At 72.2% G+C, this 19,413-nt stretch carries 12 protein-coding genes; 6 read left to right on the top strand and 6 right to left on the bottom strand.

Annotated features, from left to right (window positions below; genetic code table 11):
- Positions 1 to 171 precede the first annotated feature (171 nt).
- From AB0447_RS05040 to AB0447_RS05030, 3 genes are all read left to right on the top strand, one after another.
- Positions 172 to 2,169 carry a hypothetical protein gene (locus AB0447_RS05040; protein ID WP_366475057.1) on the top strand — a complete coding sequence of 666 codons (1,998 nt, stop codon included), beginning with the start codon at positions 172 to 174 and terminating at the stop codon, positions 2,167 to 2,169.
- Between the two features lie 149 nt (positions 2,170 to 2,318).
- Positions 2,319 to 3,215 (top strand): metal-dependent hydrolase, encoded by an 897-nt coding sequence (locus tag AB0447_RS05035; RefSeq protein WP_366475056.1) that lies wholly within the window; start codon positions 2,319 to 2,321, stop codon positions 3,213 to 3,215.
- A complete protein-coding gene (locus tag AB0447_RS05030; RefSeq protein ID WP_366475055.1) occupies positions 3,212 to 4,261 on the top strand; it encodes a PDR/VanB family oxidoreductase in 1,050 nt (349 codons plus the stop codon). The genes AB0447_RS05035 and AB0447_RS05030 overlap by 4 nt, the downstream gene beginning before the upstream one ends.
- 10 nt (positions 4,262 to 4,271) lie before the next feature.
- On the opposite strand, the gene AB0447_RS05025 is transcribed toward AB0447_RS05030, so the two are convergent.
- The gene (locus AB0447_RS05025; RefSeq protein ID WP_366475054.1) at positions 4,272 to 6,428 is read right to left on the bottom strand and encodes a hypothetical protein; all 2,157 of its coding nucleotides are present in this window, start codon (positions 6,426 to 6,428) and stop codon (positions 4,272 to 4,274) included.
- A gap of 105 nt (positions 6,429 to 6,533) precedes the next feature.
- Here AB0447_RS05025 and AB0447_RS05020 point away from each other — a divergent pair, with 105 nt between their 5' ends.
- Both AB0447_RS05020 and AB0447_RS05015 read left to right on the top strand, forming a co-directional pair.
- Positions 6,534 to 7,250: a TetR/AcrR family transcriptional regulator gene (locus AB0447_RS05020; protein WP_366475053.1), complete on the top strand. Its 717-nt coding sequence runs from the start codon at positions 6,534 to 6,536 to the stop codon at positions 7,248 to 7,250.
- Between the two features lie 7 nt (positions 7,251 to 7,257).
- Positions 7,258 to 7,794, top strand: coding sequence for a GNAT family N-acetyltransferase (locus tag AB0447_RS05015; RefSeq protein WP_366475052.1), 537 nt, complete (start codon positions 7,258 to 7,260; stop codon positions 7,792 to 7,794).
- On the opposite strand, the gene pulA is transcribed toward AB0447_RS05015, so the two are convergent.
- On the bottom strand, positions 7,776 to 13,094 hold the full coding sequence (gene pulA / locus AB0447_RS05010; RefSeq protein WP_366475101.1) for a pullulanase-type alpha-1,6-glucosidase: 5,319 nt from the start codon (positions 13,092 to 13,094) through the stop codon (positions 7,776 to 7,778). The genes AB0447_RS05015 and pulA overlap by 19 nt on opposite strands.
- Positions 13,095 to 13,269: 175 nt before the next feature.
- Positions 13,270 to 15,012, bottom strand: a complete 1,743-nt coding sequence (locus AB0447_RS05005) for a carbohydrate-binding module family 20 domain-containing protein (protein WP_366475051.1) — start codon at positions 15,010 to 15,012, stop codon at positions 13,270 to 13,272.
- Positions 15,013 to 15,357: 345 nt separating this feature from the next.
- Here AB0447_RS05005 and AB0447_RS05000 point away from each other — a divergent pair, with 345 nt between their 5' ends.
- Positions 15,358 to 15,639 (top strand): hypothetical protein, encoded by a 282-nt coding sequence (locus tag AB0447_RS05000; protein ID WP_366475050.1) that lies wholly within the window; start codon positions 15,358 to 15,360, stop codon positions 15,637 to 15,639.
- 157 nt (positions 15,640 to 15,796) lie between these two features.
- On the opposite strand, the gene AB0447_RS04995 is transcribed toward AB0447_RS05000, so the two are convergent.
- The 3 genes from AB0447_RS04995 to AB0447_RS04985 form a co-directional block, all read right to left on the bottom strand.
- Entirely contained in the window at positions 15,797 to 16,825 is a 1,029-nt protein-coding gene (locus AB0447_RS04995; RefSeq protein WP_366475049.1) for a LacI family DNA-binding transcriptional regulator, read from the bottom strand.
- Positions 16,813 to 18,450: a glycoside hydrolase family 13 protein gene (locus tag AB0447_RS04990; protein ID WP_366475048.1), complete on the bottom strand. Its 1,638-nt coding sequence runs from the start codon at positions 18,448 to 18,450 to the stop codon at positions 16,813 to 16,815. Before AB0447_RS04990 ends, AB0447_RS04995 begins: the two co-directional genes overlap by 13 nt.
- Before the next feature lie 87 nt (positions 18,451 to 18,537).
- Positions 18,538 to 19,413 carry a carbohydrate ABC transporter permease gene (locus AB0447_RS04985; RefSeq protein WP_366475047.1) on the bottom strand — a complete coding sequence of 292 codons (876 nt, stop codon included), beginning with the start codon at positions 19,411 to 19,413 and terminating at the stop codon, positions 18,538 to 18,540.

The following is a 19,413-nucleotide window of genomic DNA, read 5'->3' as shown; positions in this document are numbered from 1 at the left end:
TCCAGAAGGCATCTCGCGGTCACCTCCATGCCTCACCCAGCCGGTGACCGACACGCGATGCCGCCGGAGGGATCTTAGGCGGCAGGGACGTTTCCGTCGAGCGGTTTCCGGGGTTCGGGGCAGGTTCGGGCGGCCCGGTGACCATCCGCGGATTCGCTCGTTCTGCTGAACGTGACTGCTCCGGATACCGCCACCCGACCCCCCGAGACCACGGTCCCCGACGATGCCGCCGTCGGCGTCGACCGGGCCGAAGCCGCGCTCGTCGAGCACTATCCCCGGCTGGTACGGATCGCCTATCTGGTGCTGCCGCCCGCCCTCGGGCGGAACCGCCGCGTGCTGCAGGCGCACGCCCTGACCCAGCGGGCCCTGCCGCGCGGCCGGAGCGGCGGGCCGGCCCGGGTCCCGGTGCAGCGGGGTGCCGGGCGCGGCCCGGAGCCCGACCCCGGGTACGCCTACGTACGGCTGCGTGTACTGCGGGCCGCGCTGGAGGCGGGGCTGCCGCTGACGTTCCGCGCCCTGCCCCGGCGCGCCCAGCTGCCCCCGCTGCTCCCCCAGGTGTGGGGTCTGCGGCTGTTCCCGCGCTCGGGCGGGGCCGAGGAGCTGGCCCTGGACCAGTGGCTGGCGACCCTGAGCGGGCCGGGCCGGGCCGCCTGCGTGCTGCGCGTGCTGGACGGGCTGCCGGAGCCGGAGGTGCTGCGGGTGCTGGCCGAGGCGGGGGCGGCCGATCCTGCGGCCGCCGTCGCGGAGTCCCGTACCGCCGTCGCGGAGTCCCGTACCACTGTCGCGGAGTCCCGCACCGGCCGGTCCGAGGTGTCGGGGGGCGCCGGGTCCGGGGCGGCCGAGGTGCTGCTCTCCTCCCCCGAGTTCGACCCGTGCGTGCTCCAGGCCCGGCCCACCGATCTGCTGCGCCGCCGCCGGTACGGGCGCGGCGCGCTCGCCGCCGGGGCCGCGCTGCTGGTCTGCGGTGCGCTGCTCGGCCTGCCCGGCGGCGGCTGGGGTGCGGACGGAGCCGCGGCCCCTCCGTACGCCCGTAACGCCGCCGCCGAACAGGCCCTCGACCCGGGCCTGTTGACCCGGGTCGCGCCGACGGCGTGGGCCGCGTCCTCCCGTAGGGACTTCTCGGCCTGGCCCGCCCGCGGCTCGCGGACCGGGGACACCGCCCTGCTGCGCCGGGCCCTCGCCGTCTGGGCCCGGCCGGGCGCGAGCGTGGTCGTCTCGGCCACCCCCGGGACGCCGTCCGGGCCGCCGATGGGTCCGGCGCAGCTGCTGTACGCGGGCGAGGTCGACCAGGCCGTGGTGGTCCTGCTGTACGACGGTCTGCGCGTGGTCCGGTACGCGGAACCGCGCGCCGGGGCGGCGGGCGCGGCCCTGGACTTCGCCCGGACCGACGGCGCCGGCGAGGAGACCTCCGGCGCCCTGGTCCTCAGCCGGGTCGACGGCAACGTCCGCTACCTGACCGCGCCGTGGGTGACCGCGGCCACCGCCCGGGACCTGCTGAAGCCGGCCGATCGCCCCACCGGCCTGGAGCTGACCCCGGACGGCATCACCCCGCCGGTACCCTCCCCGGCTCCGGCGGGCGCGTGCACCAGCTGGAACGCGCTGACCCTGACGGCCGCCGGCTCCTCGGCCCTCGTCACCGACCTGGGCGAACTCACCCCGGCCCGCCTCACCTCGGGCACCCCGGCCGCCCCCGCGCAGGCGGTGGCGGCGGACTGGTCCAAGCTGGCCTGCCTCCTCCCCTACGCCCGCTCGGCGGGCGTCCGGTCGGTCAACGCCTGGGCGTACGCGAAGCAGCCGCTGCCGGAGAACAACGGCACGGCGGGATGGCTGTGCACCCGCGCCGAGACCTGGAGGGGCGCCGGGGACCGGGTCCAGGCACAGTTCCTGGCCCCGGGCGCGGGCGCGGCCACGGCGGCGGCGCAGGCGGAGGGCTCGCCGGCCTGCGGGGAACGGGAGCCCCGGGCGCTGGCGGGGGTGCTGTGGAAGTCGCGGGCGGGCCAGTGGTACGTCCTGGCGGCCGGCAGCGCCCAGTTCACCTCGCTGAACGTGTCGGGCGGCGCGACCGGCCGGGCCAACGGCAACCACCTGGCGGTGAAGGCCCCGGCGGGAGCCCAGGTGGAGCTGACGGGCCGGCTGGCGGACGGCACCAAGGCGGGCGTACTGCGCTGACCGTGCCGGGCCGCCCGGCCCGGCACGGCCGGATACGGCACGGCACGGCACGGCCGGATACGGCGCGCCACGGCACGGCACGGGCGGAGGGTGAAGAACTCGGCGCACAGGGGTATTGCAGCGCCCCTACCCATCAGTACATTGACGCCATGTCTAATACGCCGCTCGCCCCTGCCCCCGTGGCGTCGGAACACACGGCACTGCAAGCGCGGAACGTCTCCTTCTCCTGGGAGGGGACGCCCCTGCACTGGCTGCCGAACGACCCGTTCGCCACCCACACCATCAATGTGCTCCACCTCCTCCTCCCGGCGGGCGAGCGATGGTTCGTCCACGTGTACAAGCAGGTGCTGCCGTACATCGAGGACGAGCAGCTGCGGGCGGACGTGGTCGGGTTCATCGGGCAGGAGGCGATGCACGCGGCCGCGCACGACGACGTACTGCCGCACCTCAAGCGGCTCGGGCTGGACCCCACCCCGTACACCGCGCAGGTGGACTGGCTGTTCGAGAAGCTCCTCGGCGACCGCACGCTCCCGCCGGGGCGGGCCCGCCACTGGTGGCTGATGGAGCGGGTCGCGATGATCGCGGCGATCGAGCACTACACGGCGTTCCTGGGCAACTGGGTCCTCAACGCGGACGAACTGGACCGCCGCGGCGGCGACCCCGTGATGCTCGATCTGCTCCGCTGGCACGGGGCGGAGGAGGTCGAACACCGCTCGGTGGCCTTCGACCTGTTCATGCACGTGGACGGCAACTACCGCCGCCGGGCCCGCACCTGGGCGACCGGCTTCGCCGCCCTGGTGTTCCTGTGGCAGCGCGGCGCCCGCTTCTTCATGGAGAACGACCCCACCCTGAAGGACGGCAAGGCTTCCTTCTCCCAGTTCTTCCGGGCCGGCCAACAGGGCACCCTGCCGTCCACGGCCGCGATGCTGCGCTCGATCCCCACCTACCTGTCCCGCACCTACCACCCCTCCCAGGAGGGTTCGACGGCCCAGGCGGTCGCCTACCTGGCGAGCTCCCCGGGCGCGAACGGCGGTGCCGTCCGATGAACCGCGCGCTCACCCTCGGGGCGGTGGCGGGCGCGGCCTGGCTGACGAGGCGCACCCTGCGCGGGCGCATCCGGCGCTCCCCGCTCTGGCCGCTCCCCGCCCTGGAGACCCCCGTCTCGGGCTACTCCCCGCGCCGCTGGATCCCCACCGTGATCACCTCCCGCACGGCTCCGGCGGACGGCGTACTGCTCCTCACCCTGGAGTCCCGGGACCTCCCGTCCTGGGCGCCGGGCGCGCACGTGGACATCCGCCTGCCCTCGGGCCTGATCCGCCAGTACAGCCTCTGCGGCGACCCGGCCCGCGCCGGTTCGTACACGATCGCGATCCGCCTCGTCGAGTCCGGCCGCGGCGGCTCCCGCGAGGCCCACGCCCGGTTGGCGGAGGGCGCGGAGCTCGCCGTCCGCCCGCCCCGCAACCGCTTCGAATTCCAGCCCGCCGACCGGTACGTCTTCATCGCGGGCGGCATCGGCATCACCCCGGTCCTGCCGATGCTCCGCGCGGCCACGGCCGCGGGCGCGGACTGGACCCTGCTCTACGGCGGCCGCTCCCGCACCACGATGCCGTTCCTCCCCGACCTCGCCGGGTACGGCTCCCGCGTCTCCGTCCTCCCGGAGGACGAGTCGGGCCACCCCGACCTCACCGCACTGGCCGACGTCCCCCGGGACACCCTCGTCTACTGCTGCGGCCCGGAACCCCTGATGCAGGCGGTCCGCGCGGCGGCCCCGGAGGGCGTCCGGGTGGTGATGGAACGTTTCACCCCGGCCACCACCCCCGCGGCCGACGCCCGCCCCTTCACGGTGGAACTCCGCCGCTCGGGCCGCACTCTCGAAGTCCCGGCCGACTCCACGACCCTGGCGGCCGTCCGCAAGGAGCTTCCCGACACCCCCTACTCCTGCGAACAGGGCTTCTGCGGAACCTGCCAACACCGGGTCCTGTCGGGAGAGGTCGACCACCGCGACGAACTCCTCACGGACACCGAACGCGAGGACTCGATGCTCCTGTGCGTCTCCCGCGCCTCGACCGACCACCTGGTCCTGGACCTGTAGGCGTGGCCGCCTAGGGGGCCACCACGAAGTCGACCGTCTTCTCGGCCCCCCAGCGACCCACTGAGTCCTTGGCCCGCACGCTCAGCCGCACCGTCCCGCTGCTCGGCGGGGTGATCGTCACCGTCGGCTTCGCGCCCGCCACCTCGGTCCACGTCGAGGAGGTCGACAGCTTGTACATATAGCGCGTGTTCGTGTCGCCGCTGGCCGGGCCGAAGGCGAACGAGCCGGGCTGGCCCGGACCGCCGGAACTCGGGCACGACGCACTCGTGCATTCGCCGTACGGCCCGTTGAACTTGACTGTCGGCGCCTTGGGAGCCGTGAGGTCGACCGTGAAATAGCAGTAGATGCGGTAACTGCTACGGCCCACCAGTGTGTCTGTCGGAAGTGAGAGGCTGGCAGCGCCCACACGGTAGACAACGCCCTCGGCCAGCGGCGCTGATGGGGCCGAAGTCACCCGTGTGCCGTCCCCGACGTAACCCGAAGCGGGGGCCTGTACCTCGCTCCCCACGTCGGGCCAGAGGGTATAGGTGGACTCCCGCTGCTTTCTCTGCACCAGGAAGCCCGCCCGGAGCCTGGCCCCGTGCTCCTCACCCTCCTTGGCCTGCACAGTGGCCGTGAACGTGGGCTTGGAACTGCCGACCACAGTCGGGGCGCTTTCGCGTGTGGAGCAGAGCGCGCTCGTTCCCCGGGCGATCCCGACGGACGTCGGGGCATCCGGCTTGTCCACATAGGTCACGGACAGGACCGCGTTGTTGCGGAAGGACTTCCACGCCGAGGTGTCGGTCTCGTCCTCCGCCCTCAGCTCCAATGTCAGCTGGGAGAAGGAGCCCCTTGCGAAGACGCGGACCGTCTCGGTCAGGTTCTCGTCGGGCTCGGCCGGGTTGTCCTTGAACGTGACCGTTCCGGTCGATGGACCGCTGTCACAGGCGGCGCCCGAGGCGGCACCCGCCATCTGGTCGCCCATCCGGTCCAGGTACTCCGGTTGCCTCTCCCAAGTGGTCCGGCGGCCTACCTCGCCGCCGACACGGATCAGCTGGAGCGGACGGGCCTCGCACTGCGCCGCCCAGGTACGGGTCACCTTGAACTGCGCGTCCAGGATCTCCTGGTCGCTCGCGGCCCACGGCCTGAACTGGAAGTAGAGCCGCTCCACCCGGGAGCCCGTCGCGCCGGCGCCCTTGCCCCGGTTGTCCGCACCGTTGCCCCAGGCGTGGCTGTGGTAGCCGTCCGAACGGACCAGCACCCGGTCCGTGCGCCCAGTGGTCACCTCGGGGAACACGTACAGCGGGTATGCGGACGGGCTCGTCTGCGCCAGCAGGCCCGCGTCGGGAACGAGGGTGAGCGAATCGTCGGCCGGGACGACCGAGGCCGGACGGAAGGTGTCGCCGTCCGCGGGCCCCTCGAACGAGGAGCCGTTCGGCGAGGTACCGGTGCCCTTGGAATCCCACATCAGAGCGGCACCAGCACGCAACTGCACCCTGGAGGTGCTCCTTGGTGTGGCCGTCCACCCCGTGGCCGCATCGCCGCTGATCCACAGGTTCTGCGTGGCCAGCGAGAACCTGACCTTCCTCACGGCCGGATTCGCCGCCGCTTCCGGCGACTTGATGATCAGGCCGTAGCGGAAGGCGTCGCTCGCGGCGGTGAGGCGCAGGTCCACGCCCGGGAAGACGTTGGTGTAGGTGGCGGAATCGCCGCTGACCACCGGCTTGGGCAGTTTTCCCGGCCAGCCCATGGCCAGCGAATAGCCGGGGACCGGCTCGGTCTTGAGCATGCCGGAGCCGGGCCCGCCGTTCGAGAAGGACAGTCCGAGGATGGAACCCTTGGGGGCGAGCCGACCGTCGGAGCGGAGCTCCAGCGCGGGATCCGCCTTGACCCACGTTCCCGCCGCGTTCTTCGCTCGGACCGGCGTGATCGACCTGTCGACGCGGAAGGTGACCCCGTCCGGATTCGCATACGTCGTCGCGTACTCGGTGCGCTTGCCGAGCACCTCCACCGCAACCCCGCTCGACTTCGCCTTCTTCAGCGCCAGCTGCGCCTCGGACGGTCCGGTCGCAGCAGCATCGGCAGCAGCCGCTGTCGCGCCGGAGCCGGGCAGGAAGCCCGCGAGGAGAGCGGCGCCCAGCGCCGTCGAGGCGGCATGGCACAGCCGTGCCCTGGTACGTGCAGTCATGGAACCCCACCCGGAAGAGGGGGCCTCCCCAGACCCCCCGGAACAAAAGATCACGCGACGGTAGGACAGGTTCCGGTCCGGTGGCAAGGGATTAGGGTGTCGGACATGACAACCGGGGTGCGGCGCAGGATGGGTGTCGAGGAGCGGCGGCAGCAGTTGATCGGGGTGGCGCTCGAGCTGTTCAGCCACCGGTCGCCCGACGATGTGTCGATCGACGAGATCGCCGCGGCCGCCGGGATATCGCGGCCGCTGGTGTACCACTACTTCCCGGGCAAGTTGAGCCTGTACGAGGCCGCGCTGCGGCGGGCCGCCGACGAGTTGGCCGGGCGGTTCGTGGAGCCCAAGGAAGGGCCGCTCGGGGCGCGGTTGTTGCGGGTGATGGGGCGGTTCTTCGCGTTCGTCGACGATCACGGGCCCGGGTTCTCCGCGTTGATGCGGGGCGGGCCGGCGGCCGGCAGCAGCCGGGCCAACGCCATGATCGACGAGGTGCGGCGGGCGGCGTACGAGCAGATCCTCGCGCACCTGGGGGTCGAGGAGCCGCCGGCCCGGCTGGAGCTGGTGGTGCGGTCCTGGGTGTCGCTCGCCGAGTCGACCGCGCTGATCTGGCTGGAGGGCAGGCGCGTTCCGCGGGCGGAGCTGGAGTTGCAGCTCGTGCACGACTTCGCGGCCTTGGCTGCGGTGTCCGCCGCGTACGACGCCGAGATGGCGGGGATCCTCGTACGGATCCTGGCCGATGAGCCGGCTGACGGACCGTTCGGTGAGCTGGTGGGGCGGCTGGTGGCGCTGGTTCCGGGAGACGCGGTGGCGGGGCCCCGGCGATAATGCCCGCGTGATCATTGACGAGGGGATTCTGTTCCGGCGGGCCGAGGAGAAGGACGCCGGAACGCTGGTGGCGCTGTACGACGCCGCCGCCCGCTGGATGAACCGCAGCGGGATCGAGCAGTGGAAGGTCGGGGAGAAGGACCAGCAGCACTTCCGCGACCGGATGCGGGACGGGGAAGTGTGGATCGCCGCCGATGCCGACGGGCGGGTCGCCGGCGGCTACGAGCTGTGGTGGTCCGACGAGGAGGCGTGGGGGGTGCAGCCCCCCGTCGCGGGATACGTGCACCGGCTGATGGTGGAACGCGAGACCGCCCCCGCCGGTACCGGGCGCCGCATGCTCGAACATGCCGAGCGGCGGATCGCCAGGACCGGGCGGGAGCGGGCGCGGCTGGACTGCGTCTCCACCAACCCCCGGCTGCTCGCGTACTACCAGGGTGCGGGCTACCGGGTGGTCGGGGAGTTCCCCAGCAAGGAGGGGGAGGACGGGCGGGTGTACGGGGTGATTCTGTTGGAGAAGCGGCTGGATCAGCTCACCGTCGTCTGAGCCCGGGTGAAGACGGAGACCGTGCGGGCGGGGGTGGTGAAGGTGCCCGTGGCGCCGTCGTACGCCGACTGCCGGACGACCGGGTCGGACCCGGCGGCCTGGACGGGGTGCAGCCGGTAGGCCTGGCCCGCCAGGTTCGCGACGCGCTGCTGCTGGGCGGCCGGGGTGGCGTTGAAGACGACGACCAGGTCGCCCAGGGTCATGGTGATCACGCCCGGGGTTTCCTCCGTGCCGGAGAGCGGGAAGGCCAGCCGCTGCTGCACCTCCGCCGCCGTGGGCAGGGAGAACGCCGGTTCCGTGGTGCGGATGCGGAGGAGGTCGCGGTAGGCGCCCGCCGTGGTGGTGATGTCCGTGCAGGTGGGGGCCGGGGCCGTCAGCAGGGGCTTGGCGTACGGCCACTTGGAGCGGTTGTCGGCGGCCGGCGGGAGGCCGCGGCCGAAGCCGTTGCCGTCCCGGCAGTCCCAGTGGACGGCGTTGAACCAGTCGCCGCTGTCGTAGGAGTTGCGGTCCAGGGACTTGGAGCGGAGCAGGTCCGTGCCGGCCTGGGAGAGGGCCGGGCCCTGGGAGAGGGCGGCGGTGGCCATCGCGAGCGTCTGCATGCGGGCCTTGTCGGCTTCCGGCGTGCCGGCGGGCAGTTTGAAGGTCAGCGCGTCGTACAGGGATTCGTTGTCGTGGGCGTCCACGTACGCGAGGGCGTCGCCCGGGGCCGCCGCGTACCCGGCCGGCTGGCCGTTGTAGTCGACCTCCGCGCCCGTGACCGTACGGCCGGCGGTGTCGGTGAAGCGGTAGGAGGCGAGGTTGCCGGAGAGGCCGACCTTGATCAGGTCCTGGGCGTGCAGGAGGCGGGCCTTCTGCTGGTCCGGGGTGCCGTTCGCCGGGGAGGCGTTGGGGGCGGTGAAGAGGCCTGAGGCGAAGCCCTGGACGCCCGGGTCCTCGTCGAAGGGGCCGCCGCCGCGTGCCGCGTCGCGGGCCCGGTCGGAGAAGGTGGCGATGCCGGTGCCCGCCATGTTCTTCTGCGAGGCCTGGACGAAGCGGGCGTCGTCGGCGACCTCGCCGAAGTTCCAGCCCTCGCCGTAGAGGATGATCCGCTTGCCGTCGACGCCGTCCTTCTCGACAGTGAGCGCGTCCAGGGCGGCGCGGACGGCCAGGACGTTGGCCTTGGGGTGGTGGCCCATCAGGTCGAAGCGGAAACCGTCGACCTTGTACTCCTTGGCCCAGGTGACGATCGAGTCGACGACCAGGCGGCCCATCATGGCGTTCTCGGGCGCGGTGTTGGCGCAGCAGGTGGAGGTGGCCACGCTGCCGTCGGGCAGCAGGCGCTGGTAGTAGCCGGGGACGATGCGGTCCAGGACCGACTTGTCGGACTGGCCGGAGGCCACGGTGTGGTTGTAGACCACGTCCATCACCGTGCGCAGGCCGCTGTCGTTGAGGGACTTCACCATGCGGCGGAACTCGACGGTGCGGGCGGTGCCGTTCGGGTCGCTGGCGTACGAGCCTTCCGGGACGGTGTAGTGCAGCGGGTCGTAGCCCCAGTTGTAGGCGTCCTTCGCGGCCGCGGCGGCCACGCAGGCCTGCTGTTCCTCCGAGTCCGGGGCGTACACCTTCAGGTCGCAGGCCGGTTCGGTGCGGTCGGCCGGGTTCTCCGGGATGGTGCCGATGTCGAAGGCGGGCAGGAGGTGGACGTACGAGGTGCCGGCGGCGGCCAGGGAGCGCAGGTGCCGCATGCCCGCCGAGTCGGTGTCGGTGAAGGCGAGGTACTGGCCGGGGTGCCGGGAGGTGCGGTCCGCGACGGAGAAGTCACGGATGTGGAGTTCCTGGATCTGGGCCCGGGTGAAGGGGACGGCGGCCGGCTTGCGCAGGTCCCGCCAGCCGGCGGGGGCCAGGGCGGGGTCGGCCAGGTTGACGGCCAGGCTGTGCGTGGAGTCGGTGGTCAGGGCCGTGGAGTAGGGGTCGGTGACCTGGTTGGTGACGATGCCGCCGGCCGTGGGGGCCCAGACGGTCACGGCGAAACGGTAGGGCTTGCCGGTCCAGGAGCGGGGTCCCTGCGCCGACCAGACGCCGGTGGCGTCGTCGCGGCGCATGGGGAGGGTCTTCCCGCCGAGTTCGAGGGCGACCCGCTGGGCGGTCGGCGCCCAGACGGAGAGCTGCACCCCGGTGCGGGTGAAGGCCGGGCCGAGCGCGGCCGTCGTCGCGTACAGGTCGTCGAGTACGCCGGCCAGTTGGACGCCGGTGGCGGCCAGGACCGCGCCGTTCGCGGCGCGGGCGCTCGCCACCAGCTGGCCGCGCAGGGCCTCGCGGACCCGGTCCCGGTCGCGGGGGTCGACGGTGAACGCCGTGTACGAGGCCAGGTGCGGGAACTTCTGCTTCTGCGCGTCGGTGAGCCGGGTGCCGGTCAGCCGGAGCCAGGACGCGGTGCCGGTGAGGGTGCCGTTGTGGGCCTTCACCGAGCCGTCGCGGGAGGCCAGGAGCTGGACGGAGGCGGCGGCCGGCGGGGCGTTCCAGACGAGGGTGTCGCGGTCGATCCAGACGGCGCGGGAGGTGCCGAGGTCGACGGCGGCGGAGGATCCGGCGGGCTGCGGGAGGAGGTGCTTCTCCCGGCCGGCCAGCAGCCAGGCCTCGTGGCCGGTGGCCTTGAGGTCCAGGGACTGGTCGGCGGGCAGGTCCTTCTCGTCGCCCTTGTGGAGGATGTAGCTGAGGGAGGTGGCGCCTGCGGCGAGCGGGACCTCGTACACCGCGCCGTAGGAGTCGATGCGGGTGGGGAGCAGCGGCTTGGACCAGTCGGTGGGGTCGGCGGCGCCGGTCCAGGTGTGCAGGCCCCAGCCGTCGTACGCGCCGTCCGGGCGCTGGTAGTGGAGGACGGCCTTGGCGGTGTCCTGCGGCGGGTAGGCGGGGCGTTCCGGCCGGGGTGCTTCCTTGCCCTGGTCGAGCCAGATCTCGCCGGTGCGGGTCACGTCGATGGTGCGGTCGGCGGCGACGTCCTTGTTGCCGTCCTTGTCGATGACCAGGTAGCCGACCGAGGTGGCGCCGGGCTTGAGGCGGACGTACGCGAAGGCGCCGTAGGCGTCGCGGCCGGTGAAGGGGTGGCCTTCGGGCCACGGCGTGGCTTCGCCCTCGGCGATGTCGCCCCAGGCGTAGAGGCGCCAGTTCGTGTAGTCGCCGTCGGGCCGGTTGTAGTGCACGACCGCGTAGTCGCGCTGGGTGGCCGTCGGGATCTCGGGGACCGGCGGGGCGCCGGAGACGGAGGTGGCGAGGGTGCTCGCCGTGCGGCCGGAGGCGTCGACGGCGACGGCCTTGTAGCGGAGGGCGGTCCCGGCCGGGGCGGTGAGGTGCTGGGTGACCTTGTAGGGGGCGTGGTCGGCGGAGCCGAGGACCTGCCAGGGCCCGTTGCCGGTCTGGGCGGCGAACACGACCCGGTTGAGGGCGCCTCCGCCGGTGACGTCGGCGGAGATCTCGACGGTGCCGGTGGCCCCGGCCGCGGGGGCGTTCAGGGTGAGGGCGGGGCGGGCGGCGGGTGCGGGCAGTGGCGCGTCGGCGCGCAGCACCACGGAGCCGAGGGCGGGGACGGTGACCCGGACCTTGCCCGAGCCGGTGACGCGGGCGCCGGAGTCCGGGCCGCCGTACAGGGCGCGGAAGGCGGTACGGGGGGCGCTGTCGACCGGGACGTCCACGGTCACCGGCTCGTTCTCGTTGTTGACCGCGACCGCGTACTCGGTGCGGTTGCGGGCATCGGTACGGGCGTCGGTACGGGTGTACGCGTACGTGGAGCCTTCGGCGAGGCGCTCGGTCTGGACGCCGTCCCGGAGGGCCGGGTGGGCGGTGGTCAGCCGGGACAGTTCGGCGATCTGCCGGTAGAGGGGGTGGGCCGGGTCGTAGGCGTCGCTCGCGTGGGTGCGGGCGGTGCCGAGCTGGTCGTCGTCCAGGTAGTCGGCGGTCTTCGAGGCGAAGAGGGACTGGCGGGCGTCCTTGTCCCCGCCGGCTCCGGTGAAGCCCTGCTCGTCGCCGTAGTAAACGACCGGGTTGCCGCGGCCGAGGAACATCAGCTCGTTCGCCAGCCGGTAGCGGGCCAGGAGTTCGGCTTCTCCGGCGGCCGGCCGGTCCTGCTTCAGGAAGGTGCCGAAGCGGCCCATGTCGTGGTTGCCGAGGAAGGTGACCTGCTCGTAGGCGTTGGCCTTGTCGGTGGTGTACCGGTAGTCGTCGCCGAGGACCCCGGCCAGCCGGGAGGCGGGGCCGCCCTGGGCGGCGTACGCGCGGATGGCGTCCTGGAGCGGGAAGTCGAGGGTGGCGTCGAGGCGGCCGCGGGTGACGTACGGGGAGGTCACGGCGGTGTCGGCGGAGTACACCTCGCCGAACATGAAGAAGTCCTCGCGGCCCTGGCGGGCGGCGTACTCGTCGAGGGCGGTGGCCCACTGGGTCCAGAACTCGGTGTTGACGTGCTTGACCGTGTCGATGCGGAAGCCGTCGATGTCGAAGTCGCGGACCCACTTCTGGTAGATCTGCGCCATGCCGGTGACGACCTCGGGGCGCTCGGTCCACAGGTCGTCGAGACCGAAGAAGTCGCCCTGGTCGCTGGATTCGCCGGCGAAGGTGGAGTCGCCTCGGTTGTGGTACATCGTCGGGTCGTTGAGCCAGGCGGGGACCTTGAGGTTCTTCCTGTCCGGCGGGACCACGGGGGTGCGGGGGAAGGACTCCTTGTCGGTGGGCGGGAACTTCCGCTTGCCGGACGCCCCTGCGGCGTAGTCGGAGTCGTTGAAGGGGACCCCGTCCTTGGTGAGGTAGGGGAAGGCGCCCTTGGCGAGGTAGCCGTAGGACTTCTCGTCGTAGTCGACGACGTCGGCGGTGTGGTTGGTGATGACGTCGAAGAAGACCTTCATGCCCTTGGCGTGGGCCTTGTCGATGAGCCGCTCCAGGTCGGCGTTGGTGCCGAAGTGCGGGTCGACCTGGGTGAAGTCGGTGATCCAGTAGCCGTGGTAGCCGGCGGAGACGTCGTCGCCCTTGCCCTGCACCGGCTGGTTCTTGAAGATCGGCGCCATCCAGATCGCCGTCGTCCCCAGGCCCTTGATGTAGTCGAGCCGGTCGGTCAGGCCCTTGAGGTCGCCGCCCTGGTAGAAGCCCTTGTCGGCCGGGTCCAGGCCGGTCTCCAGGCGGCTGCCGGTCAGTCCGCCCCGGTCGTTGCCCGGGTCTCCGTTGGCGAACCGGTCCGGGAGGACGAAGTAGAACTGCTCCCGGGTCAGGTCGTGGCGGGAGGGCTCGGCGGCGAGTTTCGCGTCCGAGGGTGGTGCGGGAGGCCGTGCCGCCGCCATGGCGGGGAGGGCGGGCACGAGGGTCGCGGCCAGGGCGGCGGCGACGGTGCTCGCGGCGGTGCGCAGGGCTGGGCGTATCACGACGGCGGGACTCCTTGCCTGGATGGGCGTGAGGTCCGCCGCCCGGCGGACGGCCTTGCCGGTGCCGGGCGGCGGTCCTGTCGAGAGGGTGGGATCAGTTGCGCCAGGTGTCGGTCAGCGTGACCTTGCCATTGGCGGGGACGGTGGCGGTGCGGTTGGCTCCGCTCTCCCAGGTGACGGTGCCGGAGGCGTCCTTGCGGACGTACTTGTAGGCGAAGCTGGTGCCGGAGGGGAGGGTGAGGTCGAGCTTCCAGACCGGGTACGCGGCCGGGTCGAGCTTGGGGGCGGCGGCCGGGTTCCAGTTGCCCAGGGCGGCGTGGTCGCCGGTGACGTGGATGTTCTGGCCGGGCACGGTGGTGGCGGTGACGGCGAAGGATGCCCCGGCGGCGGGGGTGGAACCGCCGGAGCAGGTGCGGGCGCCGGTGTGCAGGGCGAGGGCGGTGCCGGGGGCGAGGGTGGCGGTGAACTGGCCGGAACCGTTGACCGTCACCGTCCGGTTGCCGCTCTGGACGTCGCAGTAGTCGCCGGCGGGCAGGGAGGTCTGGAAGGTCCGGCTGAGGGTTCCGCCCTCGTGGTTGACGGCCACGTACGCCTTGTCGCCGCGGCCGAAGGCGATCTGGTCGGCCCCGTTGTCCCACCAGTTCGTGACGCCCTGACCACGGGCCACGTTCCGGAAGGCGACCATCGAGGAGATCTCCCGCCACGCGTGCTGGCACTTCCAGCCGTCGCTGTAACAGGCGTTCACGGTACCGCCGTTGGGCGGGCCGGCGTCCTTGTCGGTCCACTCGTAGCCGGAGTGGACGTCGGGGGAGCCGTAGGGCCAGGCCAGCATGAAGACGTTGGCGAGGGTGTAGGCGGAGCCGTCCTTGTAGGTGAGGGTGTCGCCGACCCGCTCGGTGTCGTGGTTGTCGACGAACACGCCGGACTTCCCGGAGGCCATGTAGCCCCAGGCCTCGCCGAAGTTCTTCAGGTAGGCGAGGTTCTCGTTCCGGAAGACCCGCTTGAGGTCGCGGGCGTAGCGGAACTCCTGGACGTCGCCGGTGCCGAGGTACTCGGAAGGCGACACCGCCTCCCCGGCACCGAATATCGCCTCCTGCTTCCAGTAGGCGTTCGGATTGGTCAGCCGGGACTTGATGTTCGCCAGGTCACCGGCGGGCATGTGCTTGGCGGCGTCGATCCGGAACCCGTCGACGCCCAGCGAGGACAGGTCGTTCAGATAGCCGGCGATCCGAGCCCGTACGTATTCCTCACCGGTGTCCAGGTCGGCGAGCTTGACCAGCTCACAGTTCTGGACGTTGCCCTTGTCCTGGTAGCTCGAGATCTCGGCCCGGCAGTCGTCCATGTCGGAGCCGGAGTAGACGCCGGGGTAGTTGTACTTGCTGTACGTGGAACCGCCGGTGCCGGTGAGGGTGGCGCCGGGGTCCGCGGGGCCGGCCATGTGGTTGATGACGGAGTCCACGACCACCTTCACGCCGGCCGCGTGGCAGGTGTCGATCATGCGCTTGAAGGCGGTGCGGTCGCCGAGCCGCCCGGCGATCTTGTAGCTGACGGGCTGGTACGAGGTCCACCACTGCGAGCCCTGGACGTGCTCCTGGGGTGGGGAGACCTGGACGTAGCCGTAGCCGGCGGGGCCGAGAGTGTCGGTGCACGCCCTGGCCACCGAGTCGAACTTCCACTCGAAGAGGACGGCGGTGACGTCCTTGTCCCCGGGCGCGGCGGCCACGGCGGGGGCCGTGGCCGTGGCACCGGCGGCGAGGGCCGCCGCGGCCAGGGTGGCGGCGGCGGTCAGGGCTCTGGCGCCGCGGCGTGCGGGGCTGGTGGGGCGGATGGGGCGCATGGGGGGCCTCCTGGCGGAGAGGTGGGGATTGTGGCGACCGTAGGGGGCACCCCCGCATGTTGCAAGAGTTTGCGCAAGAGATTGCAGAATTGTTTCCGATCATTGGTTGCGCCGAATTTCGGACAGCCGGGCCACGGCGGCGTGCCGCCGCGTCCCCCGGACGCGGCGGTGCCGCCTCCGACGCCGCTGCGTCCGTGGCGATCGAGTGACATGGGCGCCGCAGCGTGATCATCCGTCCCACGACGCGTTGCGGTGTGTGCAGACGTCCCGCGCGAGCCGAGCTCCCCGCCTTTCGCGGCGGATCCGGGCCTCCCGGCGGACCGACACACCACAGGAGAAACCACCATGGCCATCCACACGGTGAGGCGGCGCATCTCCGCCCTCGGCACCGTCCTGGGGCTGGGCATCGCCCTGCCGTTCACCGTAGGGGCCACCCCGGCCTCGGAGGCTCAGTTGGACATCGTCAAGACGCAAGTGGGGGAATTCACCCGGGGCGGCCAGGGCGTCTACCGCATCAGGGTCGCCAACACCGGCACCGAGGCGACCTCTGACCTGGGGACTCGTATTTCAGCCTCAGCGGGCTGGTCCCGATCTACAACAACATCAACACGAACGGCAACGCCCTGAGCCCCGGCGCGAGCAACACCAACAACCAGGGCTTCAGCGCGACCGCAACGACCACACCGACCACACCGAACGGGTCCTGAGCCACTCCGCCAGGGCAGTGCCGGGGCCCCGTGATGGGGCCCCGGCACTTGGCGGGGCCTCGGGGGGAACCCCGAGTTCAGGGGCGCGGTGGCGCCTGGGCGGTGGAGCCGCGGACGACCAGTTCCGGTTGGAAGACGAACTCCGTCTGCTGGACCGGGGTCCCCCCGACCGCCTCCAGCAGGGCGCCCACCGCCGCCGTCGCCATCGCCCGCACCGGTTGCCGGACCGTCGTCAGCGGGGGGTCGGTGAACGGGATCAGCGGGGAGTCGTCGAAGCCGACCACCGAGACGTCCTCCGGCACCCGCAGGCCCCGTTGGCGGGCCGCGCGGATCACCCCGAGCGCCATCGGGTCGCTGCCGCAGACGATGCCGGTACAGCCGCGGTCCAGCAGCGCGCCGCCCGCGGCGTGGCCGCCCTCGACGGTGAACAGGGTGCGCTGGATGTCCGCCTCGCCCGACGCCAGGCCCAGTTCGGCCAGGGCCGCCGTGAAGCCCTCCGCCTTCCGGGCGGAGGGCACGTACCGGGTCGGGCCGATGGCCAGCCCGATCCGCTGGTGGCCGAGGTCGGCGAGGTGGCGTACGGCCATGCGCGCCGCCACCCGGTCGTCCGGGGAGACGAAGGGGGCGTTCACGTGCTCGTTGAAGCCGTTGATCAGGACGAAGGGCAGGCCGCGCGCGGCGAGGCGCTGGTAGCGCGACGGGTCCGCGTGCGCGTCGGCGTGCAGGCCGGAGAGGAAGACGATGCCGGTGACGCCCCGCTCCTCCAGCTGCTCAACCAGCTCGTCCTCCGTCGCCCCGCCCGGCGTCTGCGTGCACAGCACCGGCGTGTACCCGTGCCCGGCCAGCGCCTGCTCGATGACCTGGGCGAAGGCCGGGAAGATCGGGTTGGTCAGCTCGGGTATGAGCAGTCCGACCAGGCCGTTGCTGCGGCGGCGCAGCCGGACCGGGCGCTCGTAGCCGAGGAGGTCCATGGCGGCCAGCACCTTGTGCCGGGTGCCGGCCGCCACGCCCGCCTTGCCGTTGAGGACCCGGCTGACGGTCGCCTCGCTGACCTGTGCCTGCGCGGCGATGTCCGTCAGCCGTAGCGGGGAGGTCACACCTGCCACCACACCGTGCTGTCGGCGGCGAGCGTCCCGTCCGTGGGCGGGGTGCTCGCCAGCAGGACCGTGCCGGGCGCGGGTATCCGTACCGGCGTGCCGGTGGTGTTGGCGGTGCAGACGAAGCCGCCGCGCCGGAAGGCGAGCACGCCCTCGGGGGCGTCCAGCCACTCGACCGCGTCGCCCGCGCCGAGCTCCGGGTGCGCCCGCCGCAGCCGCAGGGCGGCCCGGTAGAGCTCCAGGGTGGAGTCCGGGTCGCCGGTCTGCGCGGCCACGCTCAGCCCGGCCCAGGACGCGGGCTGCGGGAGCCAGCTGCCGCCGGTGCCGAAGCCGTACGGGGCCTCCGTGCCGGACCAGGGGATCGGGACCCGGCAGCCGTCGCGGAAGCCGTCCTGGCCCGCCGCGCGGAAGAACGACGGGTCCTGGCGCACCTCGTCCGGCAGGTCGGTCACGTCGGGCAGGCCCAGCTCCTCGCCCTGGTACACGTACGCCGAACCGGGCAGCGCGAGCATCAGCAGCGTCGCCGCCCGGGCCCGCCGCAGCCCCAGCTCGGGGTCGCCCTGCTCGCGCAGCTGGGTGCCGAGCCCGGCCGGGTTGGCGAACCGGGTGACGTGCCGGGTGACGTCGTGGTTGGACAGCACCCAGGTGGTGGGGGCGCCGACGGGGCGCATCGCGGCCAGCGAGCCGTCGATGACCTCGCGCAGTGACGCCGCGTCCCAGTCGGCGGTCAGGTACTGGAAGTTGAAGGCCTGGTGCATCTCGTCGGGGCGCACGTACCGGGCCGTGCGCTCGACGGTCGGGGTCCAGGCCTCGGCGACCAGGACGCGCTCGCCCTCGTATTCGTCGAGGATCCGGCGCCAGGAGCGGTAGATCTCGTGGACGCCGTCCTGGTCGAAGAAGGGCATGACGTCGTTGCCGAGCAGCTTGAGCTGGTCCTTGGCGCCGATGTCGGGCAGGCCCGGTGCCTTGACCAGGCCGTGGGCCACGTCGACCCGGAAGCCGTCGGCGCCCAGGTCGAGCCAGAAGCGCAGGATGGAGCGAAACTCGTCCTGGACGGCCGGGTGCTCCCAGTTGAAGTCGGGCTGCTCGGGTGCGAAGAGGTGCAGGTACCATTCGCCGTCCGCGACGCGGGTCCAGGCGGGGCCGCCGAAGATGGACTCCCAGTCGTTCGGCGGCAGTTCGCCGTTCTCTCCCTTGCCCGGGCGGAAGTGGAAGCGCTCGCGCAGCCGGGAGCCGGAGCCCTCGCGCAGCGCCTGGCGGAACCAGTCGTGCCGGTCCGAGCAGTGGTTGGGCACGAGGTCGACGATGATGCGCAGACCCAGCGCGTGGGCTTCCCGGATCATCGCGTCGGCGTCGTGCAGGGTGCCGAACATCGGGTCGATGGCCCGGTAGTCGGCGACGTCGTAACCCGCGTCGGCCTGCGGGGAGGCGTAGAACGGGCTGAGCCAGACGGCGTCGACCCCGAGCTCCTTGAGGTAGGGAAGTCTGCTGCGCACGCCCTCGAGATCACCCATGCCGTCGCCGTTGCCGTCGGCGAAGCTGCGCGGGTACACCTGGTAGATCACCGCGTCTCTCCACCATCCCGTGTGCGTGCCGGTGGTCGGGGCGGCGGGGGCAGCGAGGTGCTGGGTCATGTCATCCCTGAGGTTTCGGGGTGGGACGGCGCCGCCGTGGTCGGGGGCGGCGCCGTACTGGGACGGGTACGTACGTCGGGCGGCGGGTCAGCCCTTGGTGGCGCCCGCCGTCATGCCGGCGACGAGATGGCGCTGGGCGAAGACGAAGAAGACCGCCGCCGGGATGGCGATGAGCACCGAAGCGGCGGTCATCGCACCCCAGTTGGAGGTGTACTGGGTGACGAAGGTCTGGAGTCCGCCGGCCAGGGTGAGGTTCTCCTCGCCGACCATGAAGGCGGAGGCGTACGCGACCTCGCCCCAGGCGGTGATGAAGGAGTAGAAGCCGGTGACCGCGAGGCCCGGCTTGGCCAGCGGCAGGATCAGCCGCCAGAAGGTGCCGAAGGGGTTGAGTCCGTCGACCCGGCCGGATTCGTCGATCTCCACCGGGATGGTGTCGAAGAAGCCCTTCATCATCCAGGCGCAGAACGGCACCGCGATGGTGAGGTAGGTGATGATCAGGCCGAGCGGCTGGTTGAGCAGGCCCAGCTGTCCCATCAGGTTGTAGAGCGGCACGATGAGGATGGCCACCGGGAACATCTGGGTGATGAGCAGGGTCCACATCAGCGGGCGCATGCCGGGGAAGCGGAAGCGGCTGACGGCGTAGCCGGTGGTGGCGGCGATGAACACACCGAGGACGGTGGTGACGCCGGCCACCAGCACGGAGTTGCCGAACCAGGCGAAGAAGTGGGTGTCCGCGACCAGGTTGCGGTAGTTGTCGAGGGTGGTGTCCTTGACGAAGTCCGTGGTCAGGGCCTGGTCGGCGGGCTTGAGGGAGGTCAGCAGGACCCACAGCACCGGGAAGACGGCGACGACGGAGGCGACGACGAGGGTGGCGTGCAGGCCGACGGAGGCGAGGGGGCTGCGCTCCCCCCGCTTGCGCTGCGAACGGCCTGCGGTACGCGTGGTGGTTTCGGCGGTGGTCAT

This window comes from Streptomyces sp. NPDC051211 (genome assembly GCF_040689505.1).
In the GTDB taxonomy this organism is placed as follows: Bacteria; Actinomycetota; Actinomycetes; order Streptomycetales; family Streptomycetaceae; genus Streptomyces.
The sequence above is the reverse complement of the archived record's forward strand: the minus strand, read 5'-3'. Positions and strand labels throughout refer to the sequence as shown.